This window comes from Patiriisocius sp. Uisw_017 (assembly GCF_047731265.1).
Taxonomy (GTDB): Bacteria; Bacteroidota; Bacteroidia; order Flavobacteriales; family Flavobacteriaceae; genus Patiriisocius.
Genome location: NZ_CP159835.1, coordinates 841,780 through 867,561, shown reverse-complemented (window position 1 = coordinate 867,561; position 25,782 = coordinate 841,780). Strand labels below are relative to the sequence as shown.

Below are 25,782 nucleotides of genomic sequence, written 5' to 3'. Positions count from 1 at the left end.
TACAAATGATTCAAATTGAGCATATGAAACAGTTTTTAAATTAATTTATTTTTCAGTATAAGAAGTAAAAAAATAAAAATATAGTTCTAACGCACTCTTTCTTATGCTATAGCCTGACAGTAAGCAATACAAATAACTATTCAGCATATCTTTCTTCTTACATCTCTTAAAAACGTAACGTTGGCACGGATACGCTTTTCTGAACAATGTGGGCAAGTAACTGCTTTACGCCCTAGTGTATCCAAAGCTTCTTTATCTTCTAAAATAAAGATATAGCGATGATGTTATCTCTTGCACGGCTAAGGAGTCATTATTGATGAAAAAATCTCTGAAATATGATGGAATCACAGAATATCGCTTTTAACAACGATAACACATATCTAAATTAGAACTTAGCCTAACCTTAAATTAGCACATCCACTTTTTTATCTGAGTATAAACTTCCAGATTGCCTAATAAGTCTGTATGATTACTCTCATAAGCGATCAAGGTGTGTTCTTTTATAAAATCTAGATTTTTAGCAGGATTTTTATGCTGTCCTAAGGCACTTTTAGTGCTTACCAAATTATCTCCTAGACTCTTTTTAGTTTTAGAAGCGGTCTCTTTTGCTGCAACACCCGCGATTCCATAGCAGGTTATTTTTTTAGGCAAAGGCACGTGTGTTCTCTGATCTCCTTGAATACTATGTTGGTCTATATCCTGCCAGTCCTCGTCTAATAGATTCCCATATCTTAAATCTGTGACACCAGCACCTCTTATTTTAGCCAGTCGCGCAAAAGGCTTTGCGTATGGAATTGCCTTTAAAATGACTTCAACATAATTACCGGCCTTTTCTAATGATGCACCGTGATGCGGCGTGCCAAGAAAGAATATTTTTCTGAGTTTCTTTGTCCAAGGCTGTTTTTGCTCTTGGCCATAATGCAAGGCGCTTCTAGAAACCAAACCACCCATACTGTGCGCAACAATGGTGATTTCTTTCACCGCCACAGGCCATAGCGACACCAATTTTTCTAAAAATGTATTTAACTCCTGTCCGTTGGTCGAAATATGGCGACCGCTGTTATAATGAAGATATACAGGCGTTTGATCAAATGCCTCTGCTAGCGCCTTACCGTGATTGTGTTCTTTGTGCATCCATTGCATATCATTCATGCAGGAGCCGTGCACCATCAATAAGATTTTTCCGTTTGCGGTGGGGTAGGCATCTAAAATACCTTTACGATCCATAAGCAATGCTTTTCCAAGATGTCTAAACTGCATATTAATCTTTAAAGCATTATTTGTTTTCTCAAGATGGTCACCAATCAATCCATTTAAAACAGATTGCATTACTTCCCGTTTTTCTGTTGTTTTAATAGTACCCATCACAGAGTTAAGACGCCCCAAAGCTTTATCTGCTGCTTTGCCAATAAATTGAGTGCCCCATCTAATGTTTTTATATCCAGCCCCAGCAATATCAGTAATGAGATGTTGAATAGGGGTGGAAGGTAAAAAGGGTGGATGGACGATGCGTCTGTGCATAGCCTCCACTAGGTCTGTTACTTCTAATGTAGCATCTATGATTAAGCGCGTTATTCCTTGTAGCTTAGAATCTGTGTTTTTTTTATTTGGCATGCAAACCTTTTGAGTAGATGAAAAGTTTAGATTCCAAAATTACAAGATTTTGTTTTAAAAATAACGTTGAGAATTTATTAATTACCTACCGTGTTATCTGCATTTACCGTTTTTATTTGATTGATTTTGTTTGTCTGGATGTATTCAAAATGAAGCCCTATTCAAAGCAGTGTCCAAAATATTCAGACAATTGTTAAAGAGTACGTTTCCATCAATATCTTTGTAAAGAATTCTATCTTTGCCACATGCAAGCAAAACTCTTATTAGTTACACCACCGTTTACGCAATTGAACACAGCGTATCCAGCAACTTCTTATATCAAGGGGTTTTTAGAAGAAAAAGAGGTGTCTGTTGCGCATATGGACTTAAGTATTGAGCTATTCACCTCGGTATTTACAGGTGATTTTTTGCGGGCTATTTTTAAGGAAGCGCAGGACTTAGGAAATTTTCAGTATCCGCAAATTCGAGAAAAGAAAGAACGGTACATCTCCAGCGTTGATGTTGTAATTGCTTTTCTGCAAAAACAGGATATAGGAACAGCTAAAAAAATATTGAAGACCGGTTTTTTGCCAATAGGCCATAGGTTAATGAAGGTCAATAGGGACATACAATGGGTAGCTGGGGAACTTGGAGTGATAGATAAAGCAAAGCATCACGCAACCTTGTTTATCGAAGAAATAGGAGATTTTATTACAGCAAATGTAGATGAGTTTTTTTCGTTTACTAAATATGCAGAGCAAATTGCCACTTCAGCAAGTAGCTTTGATCAATTAGATGAGGTTTTAAATTATCAACCTACGCTTATTGAAGATGAAATGTTTACCATTTTAGAAGCACGAATTAAGGAGCACACCCCAGACTTAGTTTGTTTTACCATCCCTTTTCCTGGGAATTTGTTTGCAGCTTTGCGTTGTTCTCAATTTATAAAACAGTTTTTCCCAGCCATTAAAATAGCTTTTGGAGGTGGGTATTGCAATACAGAATTACGCTCTCTTGAAGACCCAAGGATTTTTGAGTTTATTGATTTTATTTCATTAGACGATGGAGAAGGACCTTTGCTGAAAATAGTAAAGTATGTTGAAGATACGATTGACATTAATGAACTAGAAAGAACCTTTGTGCTTGAAAATAATCGAGTGGTTTACAAGAACAAAACCCCAAACACTATTTACCATCATAGAAACTTACCTGCACCCAATTATGCGGGATTGCCTTTTGAAAAATATGTGTCTTTCTTAGATGTAGTAAATCCTATGCACCGTATGTGGACGGATGAGAGATGGAATAAATTGACTATTTCTCATGGATGTTATTGGAAACAATGTTCGTTTTGTGATGTTACCTTAGATTACATAGGCAATTACCAAAACACTACGGCAAATGACTTGGTTGATAAAATTGAGAAAATCATTGTCGATACCGGTATTACTGGTTTTCATTTTGTAGATGAGGCGGCACCCCCCAAAATGTTACGGGCTTTATCAGAAAAATTATTAGAAAGAAATCTAAGCATCACTTGGTGGACCAACATTAGATTTGAAAAGACCTTTACGCTAGAGCTCTGTCAACTTATGGAAAAATCTGGTTGTATTGCTGTTACTGGTGGCTTAGAAGTAGCCTCAGACCGATTATTGGCTAAGATGAAAAAAGGAGTTGATATTGCCCAAGTTACGAGAGTTACGCATAATTTTTCTGAGCAAGGAATACTGGTTCATGCTTATCTTATGTATGGGTTCCCGTCGCAAACGGAGCAAGAAACGATTGATTCACTGGAAGTTGTACGGCAATTATTTGAGAAAAACTGTATTCAGTCTGCTTTTTGGCACCAATTTACAACTACCATTCACAGTCCAATTGGTCAAAACCCTCAAGATTTTGGAATAAAAATAACGGGGCCTGATTTTGAAGGATTTGCTCAAAACGATTTATGGCATGAAGATCCACTAGGAGCAGATCATCCAATATATACTGCTGGATTAAATCGTGCCTTGGATAGTTACTTAAATACCCTTGGGTTTGAAAAAGAATTGCAACATTGGTTTGATTTTCCTGTTCTACCAACGAGTCACTCTGAGAATTTAATTGAAAGTTTTTTACCTAAGACAGGAGTTTTAAAGACCACTTTAACGGAATAAGAGTAGCTATTATAGCCGAATTATTAGTCAATTCCAATTCACTTTTTTATAGGCTATTGAAATTTCAGAATAATTATCTTATTATTAACTTTTGTTGTTGTTGTTGAATTGTTTGATTTGACCTGAACAAGATAAACATCCGTTTTTACGCCATTTAATTTTAATCGATTAGTGGCAATAGTTTGATCAATAACTTTTTTGCCTAAAAGGAGTATACACAATCTCTAAAGGTTTTTTTCCTCGTTTTAAAAAGCTTTTATACCCTAGCGATATTGGATTTGGAGTGATACTAATGGTTTCATCTATTCCAATACTTTCGTTAGCGAAAAGACTTGGTAATAGATATCGGAAAGCACCGTTTGCCGTAGGTTCGCTCTCGTGCCCAATACTAATGACGAGCGATATATAAATACGGATGTGTTAGGCATCGTATTATTTATAAATTAATGACTAATAAAATAATAATAAGGCTGCGAGTTTATATTTTCTAAGGTTCTGGCGGCCGTTTAGTTTAAAATGCGGATTAATGCATTTTCACATAGCGCTAGTATTTATTTTGATTTTACAACATTAATTTTTGACTAAAACCTTACTAATATTTCTAATATGCTCAGGACCAATCCTACAACATCCACCAATAATATGAGCCCCTAACTTCGACCATTCTTTTGCCATTTTAACAAACAATCTTGGTTCTGATATACCCAACCAAGTTTTACTTTTAGCATTGTATGCCTCTCCCGAATTAGGATACACAATTATTTTTTTATTACCTGCGTTTGCTTTTATACACTTTATTATTCCTGAAATGTATTTAGGGTTAGTACAATTGACGCCAATAGCAAAAACTTTTGGATGATTTCTAAAAATTGAAACAATGTTCTTAATTTTTGACCCATCATTTAAATGTTGCTCATCTCTGCACGATAAGGACATCCAAACAGGTTTGGAAACATGATTTAAGAGATCTGAAAGCACTCTTGCTTCTTGAAAACTTGGAATAGTCTCACAGGCCAGAATATCTGCATTTGAACGGTCTAATATTCTAATTCTTTCAAGGTGAAATGCTCTCAATATTTCATCAGTGACACCATAATTGCCGTGATATTCAGAGCCATCTGCCAAATAAGCACCATAAGGTCCTACACTGGCAGCAATTAGAGGTTGAAAAAGAACAAGACCTGATTCCAAAGACCTCTTAATTGCAACCTCAGCTAATTGAATAGATTTCATAATAAGTTTTTCAGCTGTATCTCTGTTATAACCAATAGCGATTAATCCAGGAATAGATGCTTGATAGCTGGATGTAGTAATGCATTGAGCTCCCGATTTAAGATAATCAGAATGTGCTTGAATGATAGCCTCAGGATTTTTTTCTAATAAATGAGCAGTCCATAATTTATGATTTAAATCACACCCTTGCTCTTCTAATACATTTGATAGACCTCCATCTATTATGAATGGGTGTTTAGATTTTATTAGGGGATCAATTCTCATTTGATTAATTCAGTTATTGTAAATAAATCTCTAACGGAGTTCCGTTTGGGTCTTAAAAATAAAACGATAATAAGATCCCGAACATTCAAGGACTTTTTTCGGTTCAAGAATAATTTTTTACATTTAGTTTTTTAATCAGCTCATACACTTGACCGCATCCTGTTTAACTATTCCGTTCAAATTTCTTGTCCTGAAATGCGGCTACAGGTTAAATTGGTTTTAAACTTATATTTGCTGCTCCATAACCTAAAGATAAATATAATCTTATTTCGTTGTACAATTTGATTGCATTTTTTGCTGCTCTTTTGGTGAGCACTTCTTTTAAATGGTCTGGTCGAGATAGAAGAGACCTTTTAAAATACCTTTTATAGTTTTTACCATTGGTTTTATTCACTCGTACCTTGCTTTTATCACATTAAAGATGCCCTTATTCATCTATTCTATATTGTTTTGGAGAACATGTGGAGTCAGCAATTAATTAGCCTTGTGTTGAACGCGGGCATTTATTTTATTATTAATGGTCTAATTTTAATTTTGTACTGATAATACTCCGTTTTAGAAATTCCTCAGAAACCAAATCAATGTGATTCGGCTACGAAATTGAATGTAGACCACAAGTGGAAATACGTGATCGAATAATCTTATGGTGTTATCCGAACAAAAAAGCCAATATTTAGGGAGAAGGAATACTCTTCATTTTCGCTCGCAAAGGTAAGGTCAATTCCCAACCCGAATTGGAAGGCCTGTTTATAATCCAGACCTAACTGCAGCTGTTGGGTACTGTATCTGTGAGAATAATCACCAATAGTTAAGTTGGTGGTAAATAGAGGCAAACTAAAGGAGGACCATTTTTTATTAATTTTAGGTGTATAAATTACGAGACCGCTAAATTCAAAGGAAGACTGCTCACCGAGCATCAAGCTTGGAAATATGTTTATCAACAACCGCTGATCTTTGCTTATGTGAGTATAGGAGATGGCTACTTGAAATATAATTTATTGTAATGTAACGTATTAATAATTGAGTACTTATGATTAAGTGTTTTGTGCTATTTTAAGACAGTCTAAATACAAATAGCTCGTAACTAGTTATTTGTATTTGTTCTAAAGACCAAAACATTTACATTTAAATAATAATAATTAAAAAAATAAAATTATGTCTATCAGAATAGGAAACAGCTGTGTGAATTGTGAAAGTATAACATCTAACAGTAGATGTAAAGTTCACGGTGTAACTGTCGATACAAGTTATACTTGTGATAGCTTTGAAATGAAGGCAGTTTTAAAAAATGATCCAAATTGTGGAACTTGCGCTAGATACGAAAAATCATCTTGTGCAAACCCTCAAAAGGCAGCTTCAAAGATGTTATGTTCAAGTTGGGCACCACAAAATGCTTTGGCTTAGTAATTAAATAATTCTGAATAAATTATAAAAATGGTTGGTTTTAGTTACTAACTATTTTTGTTTTTTTGGAAGTGTTTTGTTTTAAATGTTTGTATGAGATTTGTTTTGGGTTTTAAGTACTAAAGCAAAATTTAACGGTTGTGTTTACTTTGGTGAATTGATAATAAGTAACAAATTTTTAATCCATTGCCAGTCTTTTTTATTACTTAAATCTATCAGTTATTTTCTTTACGAATGCTGAAATGATTCAAAATCAAATTTCCCTAAAGAAATTGCTAAACTTGTTTCGTTTTACCATCGGACAACGCTTCATTTATTAAAGAGTATTCTATGGCTGTTGGAATAATTATTAATCCACTTTTCAGAAGGTATCTTATAATTATCTTAAAAAAGGCAAAGAAAGTGGTCAATTAAATACAACGCAAGACTTAATACCCTGGCAACTCTTTTTATATTTTATACAATGGTTTTCGAGTTGTTTCTAAAATTTGTCCGAATAAAAAAGAAGTATCTGATGCTATAAATGTCTCGTTCTCTTTGTTAGGAAGCCCAATTATACGACAACGTTTAACCTGATGTTACTTTCCCTTTTAGAGGTAGTAAAATTTAATTTTAGCAATGATTTATTAATTGTTATGCTATTTAATTTCAGAATAAACCGCCATCAGCTATAAATAATGTTAGCCAATTGCATTTATTTTTAGTTGCTTTTTTTTTAATTTTAAAAGCCAAAGTGAAGCATCCCCAAAAAAACATTGGTTTTCTTACTAACGAATTTATGCGATGGTTTGGGGTGCGTTTTGAAGCGCGAAAACAGAGTCCTTGTTGCATTCGCGACGCAGGACTCTGTTAAAATATTTCTTATAATTCCAAATTATGCTTACCCCTATTTTTTCTTCCTTTTAAGGTCAAAAGAATACCCGATACTTATGTTAAAAAGAAAAGGGGAGAGTCCAACACCAGGATCTAGTACTTCAAGTGTTTCCATAGCACCCGTGTTTTTATTATTATAAGAGAAGGAATCACCGTCTAATGATGAGGAAACTGTAGGCCAAAAACGTATACTTGGCGCAATTACAATACCTTTTACAAAAGAAATACTGTTTTTAAAAGGCTGAAATTGTCCATATAATACAACCCCTTAACTAAAGGTATTGAAGGAGTCTATTTCATTGACACTAGTTTTACTTTCTCCATCATAATAGAATTCGAATCTATGCCATTTTGATTCAACGCGTACATTAAGCCATTCCTTTAGTCTATAACCTACACCAAATCCCGTTGTCCAAGGCATATGCGCTGCGACTCCTTGCCTTTCTATATCTGACGTAGCACTACTCCCAGAGAAATCTAATGATACACCATGAGAATATCCAAAAATAAATTGATTGTGTATGTAATTCCCCTCAATATTGAATCCATCAACAAGTAAGGGTTGTGTTAAGCCGAATACAACATTGATTTTTTTGTCGGTCTTCCATTCTTGAGCAAAAGTTGCTGTTTAGCGTACAATTGATTCGGCGAATAATAAAAATTTAAAGTTTTTTGTACAAATAAGTTTTCTAATTAATTTAGATGCAAATCTATTCTGAAAACAATCACTGGTCGCCTCACACTATCAAGTGAGACTTATTTGTAGCACTATGGGATAGGTTGAGACTTCGTGTTTAGGTGTTGTTTAGGGGTTAATCCTTTGGTGTTATTGAAAATACGGTTTAAAGACTCCTTCGAGTTAAATCCACTTTCAAGCCCTAAAGAAAGAATAGTAAACTGTTTTTTTTTGGGATTGTCAAGCATTTTTTGGAGATGTTTTACTCGATATCCATTAATTAAATCATAAAAAGAACGATCTTCTTTTACGTTAATTATTTTTGAAATTTGATGCCTGCTCTTTCGAAGTCGTGAGGCTAAACTCTCTAAATTAATTGTAGGTTCTAAATAAAGATTTTCTCTTTCAATAGGAGAAATTATTTCAGTCTCTAGCGCTTTTTCCTTATCATTAAGCAGATGTGTATTATCTGAATCATTATTTGCTTTATGCTTTTCAGGCGCTAAAGCAATAATAGCTGTTGAGAAATCTCCTTTTGAAGGATACACTTGTGATAGGGCGTAGTGTTGAATTCCTTGATTGTTCAAATAAAATACTGAACATACCAAAACACCATATACAATTCCGAAAACTTGATTTATTTCTATGGGCAGAAAGCCTAAGTTTTGACTTAGAAGTAGGATGAAGGTGATTACGGTCCAAGATAAATAGATCCATGTGAAATGTTTCAGCCAGCGTAAATTTACAGTCTCAATAGCCGAATAAGCTGCCTTGAGTCTTTTATCAAACTTATTTAAGGCTTTCAGCAGCAAGATGAGTGTTCCAATAAATAAGAGCTGAGATCCTTTGAAAATGAGTTGACACCAAATAGTTGGAGCATTGAAATGGTCTGATACTGATTGTTATATTTTAATAGTACATAATGATCTATAGACTCAGGATCAATAAAACAAGGGCAGGAAAAAAGAGTAAATACCAGCCGCGATGAATTTTTCTATTGTGATGGGTAAATTGTAATAAATACCCAAAAAGGTTGGAAAAAGGAGGAGCGGAATGACATTTTGAAACACAACAGTTTCAGAAGTTAGTTTCCATTGAATGAAAACATCAGCCAGCATAAAACACCCTATTAAAACATTGATTCCTATTAAGAGATAATCTGCATTACTTTTACGTTTTCTTCTAAGAATCAGGAAAATAAAAATAAGAATCAGCCCACTAGAGGCGACATAGAAATAGCTCATTTAAGTATAATTTTCTTTCTAATAGTTTCTGCGCTAACGTCTAAATATGAAGTCATCATGTATGGTGCTATTTCTTGAATTAAAATCATAATATATGTGTTGAATTTATGATTATGTTTGTGACTAACGTGTTTGTATATAAGAAGTAGAAGCTTATTTAAGGATACATTTCCTATGGGGTAAAGATAATACAAAAGCGCAAACCGTTTGGTTTGCGCTAATCGTGCCGTCTTTATATATGCTGTTAGGTATTAGTTTTTCTAATACCAATAGAATTGAATTCTTCCTGTGATTAAGGAATTTTATTAAAACGCTAAATCTGCAACTAAATCAAACTCATCATAAATTGCTTTATCTTTTAGTCCATCAAAGAAACTTGTAGAGCCGTATCTTACATCGAATTTGCTTCTATCTATTTTTAACGATACACTGGCCTTACTGCCGTAAACGGAAACATTAAATGAAACAGTTTCTGTTTTCCCTTTAATAGTGATGTCTCCTGATACTTCATAAGAATTTTTACCAAGTGACTTTACTTTAGTAAAGAGCAATGTTGCGGTTGGAAATTTTTCAACTCCAAAAAAATCATTAGATTTTAGATGGCCTTCTAATTGTCCTTTGGATTCCCCTTCTAAATCGGTAACTGAGATGGTTGACATATCCATTTCAAAAAGTCCTCCAGTCAATTTTTCTTTGTCAAAATTAAGGTGTCCAAATTTAATTGAAATAACGCCTTCATGAGAGCCAGTTACTTTATAACCTTTCCAAACGACCTTACTGTTATCTACTTTAATATCTTTTTTATCTCCTTCTACTGTTGCAAAAGAAAATGTCATAAATGCTACGATTACTAGTGTAGCAATATTTTTAATTGAATTTTTCATTTTTATTATTTTTAAATTGTTGATACTTTAAATTATGCTCCGTAGTAAAATTTCTCTTTTATTATTTTTCCGTCTTGCCAGTCTTGCACAGCAACTTGTGTGTAGTTTCTAATACCCCAATCTTTATGAGTATAATCAAAATGCCACTCTACCATAGTTGTGTTTTCTCCAACACTTACTTTTAAAGGTTTAGCGCCTCTAAATTCTGTAATGGCTCCAAAGAAATCTTCCTCCCGTTTTCTATTTGCTGCTTTTCCTTCAACAACCGGATTGTTATTTTCTTGCATTACAATATCATCATGATAGAATTGATCAAAAGCTTCTAAAGCTTTTCCTTCAAGTATCATGTCATTAATTGTGCTAATTTTTTCTAATAATGTATTCATCTTTTTTGTTTTAAATATTATGGTACAAATGTCTAAAACAATAAATGTATAAAAAATGATGTAGCTTATGAAATGATGTTAATCTAGATTAACATCTATTGATTTTGTATGATTTGGCTTTTAATTTTACTTAAAAACTCTTTAGTAACCCCTAAATATGAAGCAATCATATATTGAGGAACACGTTGATTAATTTCTGGGTGGGATTTCTTAAAATTTTGATAACGCTTTTTAGCAGTAAGGCTAAAATTTCTAATGATACGTTTTTGTGAAGCCGCAAAAGCACGTTCTACAATCTTTCTAAAAAGACGTTCGAGTTTGGGAATCTCTTTATATAGCGCTTCAAGATTATCGTAGGAAAACTGAATAAGCTTTGTACTCTCTATACATTGAACGTTAAAGTCGGCAGGAGTTTGCGTTATAAAACTTCCTAAGTCAGAGGTCCACCAATCTTCAATGGAGAACATCACAATATGTTCTTGTCCTTCTTCATCCATATAAAATGTTTTTGTACATCCAGCAATAATAAAATTGACGCTTTTGCAAATATCACCTTGTTGTGAGATATATTGGTCTTTAAGGTAACTTCTAAGAACGACTTTAGAAATCAAAACAGCTTCTTCTTCAGTAGTTAAGTTGATATATTTATTTATGTAATCTAATAAAGGTTTATGATTCATAAGTTTTTTCAGATTGTAGCTAACGTGATGTATTCGAGTAGACAAGAGAAAATTCACCCCAAGCCCCCCACAGAAACGTGCTTGAAAGTCTTCCTTCATACGAGTCTGTTAATTTACAAATATAAGCGCATCCTTTTGCAAGTTGGCAAATTGTAAATATAATTAGCGCATCCCCTTGCGCCAAGTCCATTACAAAACCGTCAACATTACTACAAATGAGCTCGCCTTTACTTAAACCTTTGGTATTCTGTCTCTCGATTGTATATTTCCCTTTGATTTGTAGCGAATCTTTTTTTTAGGCTAGCCTTGCACAGGCCTATAATTCATAAGCAGCTCCCCAAGTTCTGTAAATAAGCCCAAATAAAGCTCTTGCCATCTGAAGGATGTAAGCCTCACAAATAATAAAGAAGTTATCTTTTTAATTAATGCTATTGTTAACCTTAATTTTCACTCTGTATAGGCCACGCAGAACAGCTGGTTTGTTCGCTAAAATATCCTATGGACATTTTCTTTACGTTCCACCCTCGAACTTTTGACTGGAGGCTGCTACTTCTAGACAGCTCATCAATGGTTCACTAGAGTTATCCTGAGCCTATCTAAAGGTTCAACTTCTTTATTCATGCCTGGCTAATTTTATAGTATTGGTAAAGGATGATTTAAGGAATTTAGAACAGGGGTAAAGTACGCTATTTCGGTTTTATATACAGACAAAGTTTAGACTGTCCTTGTTTAGATGACCACGACTGATTAAAATGTTTTTCATCATAAACTAGTGTATTGTTATTGATTTATTTGAAGTTAATGAATCAATAAATTTCTTGGGTTCATGCAACTGGTGACTAAAATGAATGCTGTTTGGATTTGAATTTTCAAGCATTTTTTCAACGTGAAGCACTGTTGAAAAAGCGGTAAGTTCTGATTGCCCCTCTTCACATTTCAAGACGGTTCTATTTTCTTTTGATGTATCGTCAGAATATATAATTTCAAAGGATAAAATGTCACCATTTCCACCACCGCCAAAAACCCATTTCTTTTCTCTAAAGCCTAAAATATTAAAAAATCCTATTTTTTGCATAAAGGGCAATATAGCGGTAACTACTTTAGAATCAAATGTCATTTTGGCTCATACATTTGGAATTTGTTCTATTTGATTAAAAATATATAAATCTGGAATATCAAAGTCAGATACTTTTCTTTTTTGATTATCAAAATGAAATATGATATCCTCTTCATCTAAAAAATGCTCAGTTTTTTTAGCTAAATTATTTTGATAAAAGACAAATAAGTTACTGACATTATTAGCCATAAAATCGGCTGAACTACTGCCTGCTTTATCTTTAGTAGAGTAATAAATCATCATTTTGACGCTTTGTATTTCATTTGCCAATATACCAGTAGAATAAAGTAATGATGGTGCAATGCCACCCATCCACCCTGAACTAAACACAATTTTACTTTCGATTAAATTATGTTTGATGCTATCACGAGCCTTTAATAATTCATTTGAAGGTTTTGTAATATTAATATAATCAATTTTATGTTTTACAGCATAAGTCAAAACGTGATTATTTGTGTCTTTTGTGCAAACGATAATTACATTTATAGAATGATTTTTCAATGATTCAAATGATTCAAATGATTCTAAGTCATTTACATCTAACTGGATATGATTTGGAATTAAGTCTTTTTATCAAGTCATAATTAGGATTTTTGACTGTGGGTCTCTTTTGGAAAGCATATTATGAACGATTTTTCTTATCAAACCAGTTCCGTCAATAATTAAAATCGCACTACTCATCTTTTTTGTTTCTTAAATTAACTTGAGCAAAATTAAAACCCTAATGACGATTGAGATAGGACAATTGTCCACAAAGTAAATTCCTTTATAATGCGTTTTTAATGTCTTAGAAAGCTAAGGAACCTAAGACTATTTTCGTTCAATGTTTATAAGGATAATAGCGCTTTCAAAAAGGTGTATGAGTGAATCATGAATATGGGTAATTGCAAGAAAGGGCGCACTGATACCAGTCTCGAATAAGCTGCTCAAACAAAGTAAATCTATGAGCCTAAAATACTAATGTCCTAAATTGATAAATATAAGAATTGTTCTTTAGCTCAGTTCTCTGTCACTTGATGGGTTCGTTGGTTTGTGGCTTAATTAGTTGTTTAAGACCAGCTATAAGGAAAGGTGTTTTCGGTAAGCTATTCATTATTTTAATATCATCTTTAAAACTACTTTCATTACCTAAAAAAGCTAAAATTTTCTCTGGCGAGAGTTTTTTGAACATCATTGAGAATATTTCTTTTCCTGTCATCTTTTCAGAAATAAGTACTTCTAATAAAGTTCGGTCATACCATTGGAACATTTTGTCTCGAAAAGTAATTTTTGGATTTGGAAAATTTCCATTTCGTAGATTGTTTACAATTTTCTTTGTGTTTTTTTGAATAAACTGAAAAGTATAACCGCTACTTGCTTTTGTAAATCCGCCAGCGGTTCCGATATTGATGATCCTTTTTTCAGAATTTGGACTTCTGGAAAAGTTCGCTAAAGACATTGGTATTATCCCAAACTCTTTGTGTGTAATTTCGTAATCCTCAATTTTTAGATAGTCTTTTATATAGTTTTCTAATGCTACTTTGTATTTTTCCTTGTCTAGCACTTTTTCGCTAAACAATGTGTACTCTACAAGTGCCTCTCTTGCCGTGGTGGGAAGAACGTACATAAAAGTTGCACCATGCTCTTGGTGCAATCTAAAGTCCATTAGCGTGCCAATTTCAGTGTTAAAAGACGGTTTATTTGTTTTAATTACCCAACCCTCAAAATGTTGTAAGAGCGAATTCTGCGTATTTATTTCAGGATTAAAAAGGTTCGTAGAATTAAAAATATATTCGGCAGCGTATTTAGCATTTTCAGTCTCGACAAAAGCAATATCATTTTCGATTTGAATTTGCCTCACATTTTCATATTTAAAAGTGACGTTTTCAAACGCTTTGCTAAAGTTTAAAACAAGATTATAAAAATCGATGCCTTTAATCATTTTATAACTATAATGTTCCAACTTGAATCTCTTCGTTAGATCTGAAGTTAAAAACTCAAGCTCTTTCCATTCGTGAGTGACTATTGGCTCAAACAGTCCTTTGCCTTTTTCCCAATAACACCAAGTCCTGTCATTCGTCTTTTTTTCGGCTTTATCTAGTACCAGGACTTTTTTAGTTTGTAAAACTGGATCTTTTAGAATTCTATAGAGTAGGCTTAATCCTGCACAGCCTGAACCCGTAATAATATAATCGTATTTCATTCTGTTGTTTTTTTTGCCTGTAGGGAACTTTGATTATAGGAGCCGTTTCTTATATGGCTTATATTTATTGTTTTATGCAGCGTTACTTCACTTTTACTCCTTTACTTTTATAGATTCTATTTTCATAAATAACAGAGGGTTGTTTATTTGTATTAAAATTAAACGTTAAATTGGTAAAACTATTGAGAAAATAGAATCTATTGTTTGCAACCGAATAGATTTTAAGTTTATTCCCATTTAGTCTCTGACTATATAATTCATTATTTTCTTGTGAGATTATCCTTATAGCCCCGTCCTCAAATTCATAAGTCCCGATAATTTTTTGCAGAAGTTCAGAATCGATATTTATGTTGTTTTTATCTATCTCTTTGTATGGTTTGTTGATTGCAAGGGCTGCCATTTTAGTTGAAACGTAATCGGGATTGCTATAGGTACGATTAGATAAAACAACAACAAAAACATCCTCTTTTGGCAAATAAATACTATTGCTCCTGAAGCAAAAGGTGCCCCCGTTGTGTTCTATGGATGGAATACCATTTATTTCGTCTATGGCCCAGCCGTATCCATAGTTTGTATTTCCCCCGTCTATTAATTGATAGTTTGTAAAAGCCTTGATTGTATTTTTTTCGTTAATGAGTTTGTTATTTCTTATAGCTCTATTCCAAAGGAAAAGATCATTTACTGTCGATAGAATAGCACCTGCACTATGAAAATGAGAAAAATGTATTACTTCTGCATAAACAGTCTCACTATCATTAAAATCTTCCTCTATTTTATTTTTTGCATTATTATATCCGGAGGCTCGGTTTAAGGTGATTTTTGATTTGCTGCCATAATAGGAATTTTTCATTTCTAACGGTTTAAAAATGTATTCATTAATAAATGCTACATATGATTGGTTAGAAATCTTTTCAAGGACTATACCCAATAAAAAATAGCCAGTATTACTGTAGTGGTATTTCTTACCGGGCGCATAAAGCATAGGTAGTTTTTTAAACAGACTGATAAATTCTTCTTTAGTATAATCTTTTTTTCTGTTGTTATACCATTCATCTGAAGCTGTAAAGGTTCCAATACCGGATGTATGAGAAAGTAAATGGTGTATCTTTATGCTATGACCATGGGTTGGATAGTCTTCTATATATTTAGTAATCTCATCATCCAATTTTAATTTTCCTTGTTCAACAAGCATCAATATAGAAACCGCCGTGAATTGTTTTGTAATTGATCCAATTTCAAATACGTTGTTGGGCGTCATATTTACACCTAACTCTAAATTGGCTTTCCCGAAAGCCTTTTGATAAATCACTTTTCCATTAATAGCTACTAAAGCTGAAGCACCTGGGCCATAAGTTGGATATTCCTTGTTTAATAAAAGATCAAATTCTTTTCAATATTCTGAGAATTTCCTGAAATTGATATTATACATAATATAATCAAAGTTAAACTTTTATTTTTCATTTTGCTTGTTTAATTAATAAGTAAGAAGACGAATAAATATTCAATTGGTTACAATCCAAATTACAGGGGACGCTTATTATAAGATTAGTTGCGTATTTTAAGCACTAAACTTATGAAACAGATTACAGATAGAAAAATGCAGTAGACTCGATCTGAGCTTACTGGCGAAGCAATTTTCGTAACTAAGCTCGAACAAGCAATAAATTATATACTACTTATTAGGCACGGTTTTATTCTGATGTTATTGGTGCTAAAGCTATTTTTTTTAAGTTTAAATCCTTGCCTTTTAAAAAGTCTAATACTAAACCGCCTATCAGCGGTGATTGCATATACAAATCGTGTCCAGCATTTACAATAATTACGTGTTGGCCGTTTTTAAATTTTTTGGCTATTTCTATTCCCGCATTTACATACGTTCGACCGTCCAGTGTTCCGCTCAAAAGCAAAGCATCTACTTCGTTTACTCCCATTTCTCTAAATTCGTTGGGCAGTTGTGGAAAATTAATATGCATCATCCATTCGAAGAGTAAGAAGTTTATCGAACTTCCTAAAATGGATGTATCGATTTGTTCGCTAACTTTTTTACGGCGTTCCTCTGAAATACCACTTTGCATATCCATAGCAAAAGCCATTGGGCTAATCCGGTTGAAAATATATTTTTTCATTACCATAACATCCGACGCTATTTCTGAAAAGTTACCAGTATACATTTGGGTATATATTTTTGGTAATTTTTTGCTATCCGTTGGATTTTTAAGATAGAACGTCGCAATTGCTGATTGTAATTCGAAGTTAGAAATACCAACGGTGTCATATACGCCACTCCTGTTTTTATATGAACTTGTAACAGGGTTTTCTTTAAGTCTTTTGTGAACAGCTATAATTTTTGATTTCAGGTCTTTATATTTAATTTCAGAACCATAATTATCTTCTGCGTTTTCTGCAATTTGGAAAACGAAATTTTCTGTGTCCTTTGGTAATTTTATTGTTTCATTTGAGCCTTCCAAACTTGCAAGTACCATTTTGTCTATGTTTTTCTCGAACAACCTGATATATTCAAATGCGAGATGTGAACCATAGCTAATTCCCCAAAGTGAAATTTTATCAGTATGTAAAGCTTTTCGCAAAGCATCCAAGTCTTTTGCGCTTTCGGAAGTATTGTATGCCTTTAGGTTTATATTTTTTGCGTTCCAATAGTCCAAGCATTTCGAAATGTTAGCTGTTGTTTTGACGATGTATTCTTTTTTGTACGTTGGTTTAGAAAGTTCAAATTCTGCGGTGTAAGGACAATTTGGAAGTTTTTCAGACCTTCCAGTACCACGTTGGTCAAAGGCAATTACATCGGCTACTTCGCGAAGTTTCATAAAAAGTTCAAACCTTCCACCTCTGGCAGTTCCAGTACCTGAACCGCCAGGTCCACCCGATAGATATATGATGGGGCTTTTCGGATTTGGATTGGTGCTTTTAAATCGAACGAAAGAAAGTTGGATAGTATCTTTTCCTCCATTTGCTCGGTCTTCTATAACGTTAAAAGTCCCTAATTCTGCTTGTACCGTATCCTGAGCTTTTGAAATAAATTCGTACGGTTTAATCTCAAGATTTTGACCCCAAAAAATAGTTTGGACGCCTAAAATGAGAAGTGATGCACTAATTTTTAATTTCATCGTTGCGTGTTTTTTTAGCTTGCGGGTAAGGTCACGTATATCTTACGTTTAACCTTTGTTAAAAATAGGTGACTTTAACATATAATGTAGGTAGTAAATTTACAAATTTAGCGGTCTTCACAAATACCTTTGTTAAAGACTTTAATAGCTATTTTTTTATACGTATTTACCTTCTTTTTTCATTCCTACAATCAATAACCAAAGGCACGTTCCAATTTCTCCAATACTTGAAGGGATTTTGGCAATTCGCGGAATAATGGTCTGGTTAAATTCAGGCATTAGTAGATAACCTATAAAATTGATTTGGTATCCTAAACCCCCAATAATCAAAAAAACAGCTAATACCTTTGGTATATGACCGGAAGTATATCCAAGATAACCGAAAGGAATTAAACATAATCCCCAAAATATACTTGCTACTCTAGTTGTGTTGTGATACGATTTGAAGGAAATACTTGTCAAGGTTTGTATTTGGTCCGCTTTCATGTTCGGATCATTTAAAAAACTAAGGATATTAATTTTATAAACTACGGTTAAACAAGATATAGGCGCGGCTACTAATACCAAACTGACCATAATTTTAGCCAAACTAAGATTGTGTTTTTTAAGGGAGGGATATAGTACCAAGGGTAAAATCAAAAGGGCAATATAACAAAGTAGTTCACTGATTACACCAGACGCGAAGAGTCCCCTATGGTCTCTTATATTTAGGACTGTCGTAGCTATGTTATCGAGTTCGATTTGCTTATTAGGTACATACATTAAGCTGAAAAGAACTGTTAATACTGTGGTAAGGTAAGTAATTCCCGCTAATCTTGATTTCTTAATCGGTGTCATTGTCCTTTTGTCTTTGGGTGTGCAAATCCTAGAAAAAATGAATTCCACGCGCTGTTTTCTTCGTTGTATTTAAGAAACTCCTGCCGTCTTGTACCGTCGCTTTATTTGATCCACACACCTCTTACCGGTAAACTTTTTTCACCATTGTTTGGGTACATAATACCTTCCAAAATCATATCACCATTTTCGTTAACACTCCCTAAGTAATCGATATGAAACGAAGGACTCATTCATACTTGTCTCCAAAGCTTTGTGGCTGGATCAACAAAGGTCATGCCTGTGCCCGTAATTCCCGAAAGCGTTGTCCATTCTTCAACAATTAAACAGCCTTCTTCTTTTTTCGTATAAACCTGCTCCCCAATTTTTTTGCCGTCAGCAGTTAAAAAGTCCCATTCTCCCAAGACGTAATCAAAATTACGATACGGTTTGCCGTCCTACCCACAGACAATTTGTTTTTTTGTTGTTTCTTGAGAATACGAAAATATGTAGGTCATTAAAATTAATATAATTGTAAATAGAATTCCTTTCATCTTACTGTTTTTTAATGTGACGATTATGAACTGAATTTGTTGCTGCGAATCGCAGATAATAATACTGTTTTTACTTTTAGTATGTTTTATTTTTTCACAAAGAATGGTATAGTGAAATTCCTTAGAAAGGACATTTGTCTCATTTGATAGTGCTTTTCTGATGTGACTTAAATGCTGCTGTGTAATCTCTAAATAGGAAGTTACAAGGCAAAGGGGCTTTTTGAATATGCTCTAGTTGGTTTTCCAACTTTATATCTCTGAATACTGAAAAATTCAGTGGCCATAATAGCTTTTGAAATCGGCCTCGAACAAGCTAATCAAGCAATGTTTTGCCATCTTAAAATCAGGCAGGCCATATGATGAAAGTTACGTTTTTGTTTTGCCTAAATAAATAGAGAATAGCCAATTTAAAAAGCTCAAAGAATCAGTTTTATGAATCCATGAGCCTAGACTACTAGTGTTTCAAATTAAAGTAGAAAAGAGTTATTTTTTTACCTCAGTTCTTTGTTAACTGCTGTTCTTTTTATTTTTAAAGCACAAGCAATTATCCAAATTAAAATTAAAGATTCAATAATTCGTTGATAAAGACCTCCAAATTCTGAATTGAGTTCAGAAATCAATACAGAGACAAACAGAATATTTAGTACTCCTAGAACTAAAGCTATATTTGAAAGGCTTCTATAATTTGAGAATTTCTTTAATCCAATACCAGTTACGATCATACTAATAGGTACGAAAGTATATATTAATAAAGCTGCTAAATTATGAATCACTTGTGAAATACTTGGGTCGATAAATTCGTTATTACAACCACTATCGCATGGAAATATTGAAACCACAATGGTTCCGATACCATAGAATAGACCAAGTCCATAAAACCCGATTTTAGTTAAATTAGAAGAAGGAAAATACTTGTATCCAAGAATGCTAAAAATTGCAAATAAAATTCCACTTGGAATATGCCCAAAGACTCTTAATACTATTCCGTATTCAGTATCTATTGCAAAAGTTTCGCTAATATATTGATGAGTTATGCTATAATTATCGATTAAAAGCCCACCGATAACACAGCTAATTACAAATAAAATTACACCAATTACGCCTACTAAAAAGATTGTTTTACTATTCATTAATTGTTTTTTTTAAATTTCAAGCAACGCGTTTGTATAAATTTAGTTGCGTGTTTTAAGCGAATAATTTAGTAAATAAAAACTAACCAAGAAAATCCGTGAGGACTTTCGTAAATTAACAAAAACTAGTAATTAATTTACACGGTGTTACCTGCTGGCTTTTTTAATTGTGATTTGCAATAGTACAAACCATTGACATTTAGTTTTATAATTAGACTAATTTCTCAGTTTTAAAAGCTGTTACATTCTTACGTTTTTCGTTATTCTTTTTCATTCCAAAGAGCACTCGAGTAATTTTAAAAGGATATATTAATAAACGATATAAGAGTACAATGACAAAAAATGAGCTAATAAAAAGCAGTATCATTTTAACAGGGATATTTACATTCAGCTGAATAATATAATATCCAAAAATCACTATTACTGTTTGATGTAATATATAAAATGGGTAAATAGCCTCGTTCATCCTTTTTAGCCAAAGACTAGGTTTATTGAGGTAAACTTGTCCATATCCTAACAATGTCAAAACAAAGCACCATCCCAACAAACAACATAAGCCATACCAAATATCCCAACGAACAGAAGTGCTTAAATAGGGTTCAATAAAATCGTTAGGTACGAAGTAATAACTATAGAACAATAGTGTGCTAATTATAAAAGTAACAAGGTGAAAGCGTCTGTATTTTTTTAGGTTTTCCCAAAACAGTTGTGAGCTCGCAAATAAAATTCCTGTAATAAAGAAGTAGGTATAGAAGAACGTTTCCGAAAAATTGGTTAGAGAAGATGAGCCAGTCGGGTAATATCGTTTAAGCACTACTGTTAGGATTACTAAGGGTAATCCCCCTAACAATAGCCCCATTTTATGAGAAGATATTCTTTCAAACCAAGTTTTAAAACCTTGAGACTTTTGAGATTTAAGAAAAATAATTAGTGGAATCACAAGTAAAGAAATAATATAAAGATTTTCTATAAACCAAAGGTGGTTTGTTTCAAATCGACCGCTCGTGTATAGCTGCCAGTAAGAGCTATATTCATTGATGTATTGAAAATATGTTTGTGGTGGTACAATAAATAGTATACCAAAAATGAGTGGAATTAAAAGTCTGCCGGTGCGCTCTTTAGAAAATTGCTTCCAAGTCCTTTTAGAAAAAGCAAGTAGGGTTCCAGTACCAGATATTAAAAAGAGTAGTGGCAGTCTAAATTGTTCAAAGTAGACCATAATGTCGTCTAACAATTTACTAGATTCAGAATTCATAATATGAAAACCGTCGCCATTAAAAGGCATACCTAAATGATGGAAATAAACGGCTAAAATGGCAATAACACGTAACCAATCTAAATCGTATCTTCTTGTTGTAGTATCCATTAATCTTGAATTTTTGATGGCAAATATAACAACAATGTCAGTGATGGCATGGGCTAAGTGACAAATGACAATCTAAAGTGACGAAATACAAACCTACTTTTTATTGCAATTTGTAAAAACACGATTAAATTCTTGAATCTTGGATCGGGATACTGGAATAGTCCCTTCAGAAAAGTTTTTTAAGCGAAGCAAATATCCTTGAGCATTGCCTGAAATGGATTCGATAGTCTGCAGATTTACCAAGTAAGAGCGATGAACTTTAAATACATAAGGAAAGGGGCTTAACTGTTCTTCAAATTCTTTTAAAGTCATTCGCTTTAACAATTTCCCTATTCCGGTCACACTGCTGTAGACAATTTCGATATAGTTACCCTCTACTTTTGCAAAAAGAAATGTCTCCATGTTTATTTCAAATTGCTCTCCTATTATGGGTGTGTTTATGTGTATAGAGTTGCTTCTTTTTATGATTGATGACGGAGTCGTTATTTGTTTTAAAAAGTTAAAGTGACTATTCAATAATCGTTCAAGGTTTAGTGGTAAAATGATCATTAAAATTAAGCTACCTACCAAAAAAGTGTTCCGAATTTCCTCCCACAAGTAGCGAAATGACCAGTTATCAGGATTCGTATAAATAAAATCCCGGAGAAAAAAACTGGTAAGACCAATTAAAAAGAGCAGAAGTGCTAGATTTAAAAATTCCTTGCCAATCGTCCACTGTCTTTTATCCTTTACTGTTTTATGGAGTATAAAAAGGTAGCCTAGAGCAATGGGTATAGGCATAAACGCATGCACTATTACAATCCATAAACTACTTATTTTGTGCTCAGCTTGGTTAACATCAAATGGCTCAAACAAATAGGTAAACAGAAAGCTTATAATGGCCACACCAAAAAGGAGTATAAAAACTTTTTTAAAGTCTTCATAATAAAACGGATAAGCCTGCTTTATATATGCCTTAATTTTCATTTAATAGTATTAACTGTTACGTTATATTTTTCAGCTTGCAAGTAAGGGAAAACTGTGTTAGTAATGGCAGCTTTCGTCGCACTTGCCTGTTAAATCGCTACTCAATTTGAGTGGGCTAGAAGATTTAAAAGTTAACACTTTCCTGCCATTATTTGTACAACAATTTAGTCGCTGGTGTTTATTTATCTAATGCATCTTCTGTTAATTTTTTATAGGTATCCATCATTCCTAAATGTCCGAGCGGAGCTGTATTTGTAAACATGATTCCAATTATTTCTTTTTCATAATCAATCCAAAAGTAGGAATTATATGGACCACCCGCCCAAAAGATTTCTTTTGTATCGCCGTTATTCGCTATTTCAACACCAAGCCCCAACCCATATTTATTTCCATAAGCGTCCAAATCTCCAATTTGATTTGCAATCATTAATCTAATCGTTTCGGGCTTAAGAATTACAGTATTATTATCACTCCCGAAGTTAAGTAACATCTTTGCTAAGATATAAAAATCATCGATTGATGTAACTACCCCTCCATAAGGACTCCACCATCCGCCACCTCCCGATATTGCGCTTGGGAGTGTATTATAAATTGAAGAATCTCGATGGTCTTCAATAATCAATTTACCTTTTTCGTATATGTATAAGTTTGAAAGCTTATATGATTTGTTTTTGGGAACATAAAAATCCGTGTTTTTCATGTTTAAGGGGTTGAAAATAGTGCTTTTGAAATACTGGTTCAATGGTGTTCCAGTCACTTTTTTAACTAAAAAGCCCAAAATATCGTGGGAGTACCCATAATTCCATTTTTTATTTGGTTGGAACGCAAGAGGAATTTCGGTTATTGCGGATATAAAGTCTTCAAGAGGTTTATTCCATTGTTTAAAACCTGCCTTTAGATATAGTTTATCGGTGTAACGCTCTACATCACTATAATCTATCCCAGAAGTATGACGTAAGAAGTCACGAATTGTGGGTTTTATTGTCAACGCTTCGGAAGAGAAAGAGTCAGGCCTCGTCAGGACTTTTACTTTCTTGAATTCCGGAATATATTTTTCAATTGGATCATCCAACAAAAAAGCACCTTTCTCATAAAGTTGTAGGATAGCGATTGTAGTCATAATCTTTGTCATGGAGGCAATCGGAATTACTCCTTCAGTATTCATTGTAACAGCGTTTTAAACATCACTATATCCATAAGATTTTAAATGTAGGATTTCGTCATTCTTTGCAATCAAAGTAATTGCACCGGCTATTTTTCCACTATCTATATTCTCAATAAAATAATTATCAAGTATTTTAAAATCAATATCTTGAGAGATACAGACTTGAAGGTTTACTCCCAATATCAGTAAAATTATTGCTGTTTTAATTTTTATCATAGTGTATATAGTTGGAGTGATTTCTACTTGAGGCTAAGGTTGTTGTGCAAGATTCACTTTTGACAAAGTGAGGTAGGTAATTCAATTTTTCCGCTGTGCTCGTAGTTGCATTTGGGTACACTAATATACCACCATATAAAATGAAAGTTGAGATGTAAATAAAAGCCGCTATAATGACAAAGACGCCACCTAATTTTTGTGTCATTTTTGATTCCACAGTTTAAACCTTTTTATTCTAGACGATTTAAATTTTATTTAAATGCCACACTTAAAATTTGGTGGAATCATAAGGAAGTTCGGGCCTTTGAATTAAGCACAAACCACCCTATGTTTTTTAAACACTGTTGGTAGTGGTTATTTTAATTTTTCACCTAACAGCGTAATTTTCCCTAACCAATTCTTTTTACAATAGGCATTTGAACCTTTAATAGGTGAAATATGGGTCACCTTAACAAGGCTAATTCCACAAAATTCTAAAGTTCCTTTTTTGAATTGATTGATCGCTGGGCTTTTCATAAATAAGGAATCATACCATTTAGGGGTATCAGCTGTTATAATAATTCTTGCTGTTTTTCCTTTCAATAATTTTTTTGGTATTGCCTTTCCTTCGATAGGTTGAAAGGTTATTCCTGGTAAAAATGTGCGGTCGATAAATCCTTTCATCAATGCGGGATATCCATACCACCACATCGGAAACACCCATACAATATGGTCTGCTTTTTTTATTTTTTCTATAGCCTCAAGTAAGTCGGGTTCTAGTTCTGTTCTTTTTCTGTACCCAAACTTCAGATTAGGATTAAAATCCAAGTCTGCGATGTTAATTTGAGTCAAGATTGCATCCGTCTTACTAGCCCCTTTTAAATACGCTTCTGATAGTGCATAATTATAACTCTGCTTGTCGGGATGACCGTTAATGATTAAAACTTGTTTCATGATTTGTTCTTTAATTTTTCACAAAGAACGGCGGTATGAAATTTCTTAGAAAGGACATTTGTCTAATCTGATATCGATTTTCTGATGCGACTTAAATGGCGTTGGGTAATCCCTAAATAAGAAGATAAGTAGTTTAGAGGGATTAATTGTAAGTATGTAGGTTGGTTGATGAGTAGGTCTTCATAACGTTTCTCAGCGCTTTCTTTTTGTAGTATGAAGATTCTTTTCTCCATTTTTATATATTCTTGTTCCGCAATGAATTTGAAAAATCGAAGCCAATTTGTGCTTGATTCCTCTAAGTTTAAAATTTCATCTCGTGAAATAGTAAACAACTCAATATCTGTCAAAGCTTGAATATTTTCTACCGTTTTGGTTTGCGATAAAAAGGAAGAATAAGCACTAAGAAAGGTGTTAGAAAAGGTAAAACAATAAGTGACTTCTTCTTCTGAAGAGGAATAATAAAACGATCTAAATAACCCAGAAACAACAAAGGCTACTTCTTTAGAAGTTTTACCTTCTTGGATAAAATAATCGCCTTTCTTTAATGTTTTACGAATTACTTTACTTTCGAATACATCAATGTCTTCATTCGAGAGTATATTAAATGTTTTTAAGTAGTTTCTCATTTTTTTAATTCTCGCTATCATTTAGTGTAAGTATAGCAATGGGATTCTAAGCACGGACTTTTCAATTTAGCACTAAACTTAATTCAAAAATAGAAACTTTGGATTAAATACTAAAACCACTATTTTTTATACACGTTGTGTGTGCCTATTATGGGCATCTTTAAAAGATTGGATATAGTTTATTAATCTATGGGGT

22 protein-coding genes and 1 pseudogene are annotated in these 25,782 nt (G+C 33.3%); 2 read left to right on the top strand and 21 right to left on the bottom strand.

Going from position 1 to position 25,782, the window contains the following annotated elements; translation table 11 throughout:
• Window positions 1-408 precede the first annotated feature (408 nt).
• Complete coding sequence (locus tag ABXT67_RS03955) at window positions 409-1,614, bottom strand: hypothetical protein (RefSeq protein ID WP_415375988.1); 1,206 nt, start codon at window positions 1,612-1,614, stop codon at window positions 409-411.
• A gap of 245 nt (window positions 1,615-1,859) precedes the next feature.
• Between ABXT67_RS03955 and ABXT67_RS03950 the strand changes: the two genes are divergently transcribed.
• Entirely contained in the window at window positions 1,860-3,749 is a 1,890-nt protein-coding gene (locus ABXT67_RS03950; RefSeq protein WP_415375987.1) for a B12-binding domain-containing radical SAM protein, read from the top strand.
• Window positions 3,750-4,319: 570 nt separating this feature from the next.
• On the opposite strand, the gene mmuM is transcribed toward ABXT67_RS03950, so the two are convergent.
• Window positions 4,320-5,246 (bottom strand): homocysteine S-methyltransferase, encoded by a 927-nt coding sequence (gene mmuM, locus ABXT67_RS03945; protein ID WP_415375986.1) that lies wholly within the window; start codon window positions 5,244-5,246, stop codon window positions 4,320-4,322.
• A 1,155-nt stretch (window positions 5,247-6,401) separates the two neighbouring features.
• Between mmuM and ABXT67_RS03940 the strand changes: the two genes are divergently transcribed.
• Window positions 6,402-6,650, top strand: coding sequence for a hypothetical protein (locus ABXT67_RS03940; RefSeq protein WP_415375985.1), 249 nt, complete (start codon window positions 6,402-6,404; stop codon window positions 6,648-6,650).
• Between the two features lie 1,641 nt (window positions 6,651-8,291).
• Here the strand turns inward: ABXT67_RS03940 and ABXT67_RS03935 are convergent.
• The 19 genes and pseudogenes from ABXT67_RS03935 to ABXT67_RS03845 all read right to left on the bottom strand — a co-directional run bounded on the left by ABXT67_RS03935 (window position 8,292) and on the right by ABXT67_RS03845 (window position 25,586).
• On the bottom strand, window positions 8,292-9,011 hold the full coding sequence (locus ABXT67_RS03935) for a helix-turn-helix domain-containing protein (RefSeq protein WP_415375984.1): 720 nt from the start codon (window positions 9,009-9,011) through the stop codon (window positions 8,292-8,294).
• 129 nt (window positions 9,012-9,140) lie between these two features.
• Window positions 9,141-9,443, bottom strand: coding sequence for a hypothetical protein (locus ABXT67_RS03930; RefSeq protein ID WP_415375983.1), 303 nt, complete (start codon window positions 9,441-9,443; stop codon window positions 9,141-9,143).
• A 305-nt stretch (window positions 9,444-9,748) separates the two neighbouring features.
• On the bottom strand, window positions 9,749-10,327 hold the full coding sequence (locus tag ABXT67_RS03925; protein WP_415375982.1) for a YceI family protein: 579 nt from the start codon (window positions 10,325-10,327) through the stop codon (window positions 9,749-9,751).
• Window positions 10,328-10,359: 32 nt separating this feature from the next.
• Entirely contained in the window at window positions 10,360-10,713 is a 354-nt protein-coding gene (locus tag ABXT67_RS03920) for a SnoaL-like domain-containing protein (RefSeq protein ID WP_415375981.1), read from the bottom strand.
• Window positions 10,714-10,808: 95 nt separating this feature from the next.
• Window positions 10,809-11,393 (bottom strand): Crp/Fnr family transcriptional regulator, encoded by a 585-nt coding sequence (locus tag ABXT67_RS03915; protein ID WP_415375980.1) that lies wholly within the window; start codon window positions 11,391-11,393, stop codon window positions 10,809-10,811.
• A gap of 769 nt (window positions 11,394-12,162) precedes the next feature.
• Window positions 12,163-12,468, bottom strand: a complete 306-nt coding sequence (locus ABXT67_RS03910; RefSeq protein ID WP_415375979.1) for a hypothetical protein — start codon at window positions 12,466-12,468, stop codon at window positions 12,163-12,165.
• Window positions 12,469-12,516: 48 nt separating this feature from the next.
• Window positions 12,517-13,011, bottom strand: a complete 495-nt coding sequence (locus tag ABXT67_RS03905) for a hypothetical protein (RefSeq protein WP_415375978.1) — start codon at window positions 13,009-13,011, stop codon at window positions 12,517-12,519.
• A 508-nt stretch (window positions 13,012-13,519) separates the two neighbouring features.
• A complete protein-coding gene (locus tag ABXT67_RS03900; protein WP_415375977.1) occupies window positions 13,520-14,692 on the bottom strand; it encodes a lycopene cyclase family protein in 1,173 nt (390 codons plus the stop codon).
• 82 nt (window positions 14,693-14,774) lie between these two features.
• Window positions 14,775-16,025 (bottom strand): annotated as a pseudogene (locus ABXT67_RS03895) (serine hydrolase domain-containing protein); the annotation flags it as partial.
• Between the two features lie 358 nt (window positions 16,026-16,383).
• Window positions 16,384-17,817, bottom strand: coding sequence for an alpha/beta hydrolase (locus ABXT67_RS03890; RefSeq protein ID WP_415375976.1), 1,434 nt, complete (start codon window positions 17,815-17,817; stop codon window positions 16,384-16,386).
• 156 nt (window positions 17,818-17,973) lie between these two features.
• Window positions 17,974-18,654 carry a DUF4386 domain-containing protein gene (locus ABXT67_RS03885; RefSeq protein ID WP_415375975.1) on the bottom strand — a complete coding sequence of 227 codons (681 nt, stop codon included), beginning with the start codon at window positions 18,652-18,654 and terminating at the stop codon, window positions 17,974-17,976.
• Between the two features lie 230 nt (window positions 18,655-18,884).
• The gene (locus ABXT67_RS03880) at window positions 18,885-19,055 is read right to left on the bottom strand and encodes a hypothetical protein (RefSeq protein WP_415375974.1); all 171 of its coding nucleotides are present in this window, start codon (window positions 19,053-19,055) and stop codon (window positions 18,885-18,887) included.
• Between the two features lie 620 nt (window positions 19,056-19,675).
• Window positions 19,676-20,314: a DUF998 domain-containing protein gene (locus ABXT67_RS03875; protein WP_415375973.1), complete on the bottom strand. Its 639-nt coding sequence runs from the start codon at window positions 20,312-20,314 to the stop codon at window positions 19,676-19,678.
• Between the two features lie 211 nt (window positions 20,315-20,525).
• A complete protein-coding gene (locus tag ABXT67_RS03870) occupies window positions 20,526-21,680 on the bottom strand; it encodes an acyltransferase family protein (RefSeq protein ID WP_415375972.1) in 1,155 nt (384 codons plus the stop codon).
• A gap of 93 nt (window positions 21,681-21,773) precedes the next feature.
• Complete coding sequence (locus ABXT67_RS03865) at window positions 21,774-22,646, bottom strand: LytR/AlgR family response regulator transcription factor (protein ID WP_415375971.1); 873 nt, start codon at window positions 22,644-22,646, stop codon at window positions 21,774-21,776.
• 178 nt (window positions 22,647-22,824) lie between these two features.
• A complete protein-coding gene (locus tag ABXT67_RS03860) occupies window positions 22,825-23,811 on the bottom strand; it encodes a serine hydrolase domain-containing protein (RefSeq protein WP_415375970.1) in 987 nt (328 codons plus the stop codon).
• 12 nt (window positions 23,812-23,823) lie between these two features.
• Window positions 23,824-24,027, bottom strand: a complete 204-nt coding sequence (locus ABXT67_RS03855) for a hypothetical protein (protein WP_415375969.1) — start codon at window positions 24,025-24,027, stop codon at window positions 23,824-23,826.
• Between the two features lie 354 nt (window positions 24,028-24,381).
• On the bottom strand, window positions 24,382-24,960 hold the full coding sequence (locus ABXT67_RS03850; RefSeq protein ID WP_415375968.1) for an NAD(P)H-dependent oxidoreductase: 579 nt from the start codon (window positions 24,958-24,960) through the stop codon (window positions 24,382-24,384).
• 62 nt (window positions 24,961-25,022) lie between these two features.
• Window positions 25,023-25,586 (bottom strand): Crp/Fnr family transcriptional regulator, encoded by a 564-nt coding sequence (locus ABXT67_RS03845; protein ID WP_415375967.1) that lies wholly within the window; start codon window positions 25,584-25,586, stop codon window positions 25,023-25,025.
• Between the last annotated feature and the right edge of the window lie 196 nt (window positions 25,587-25,782).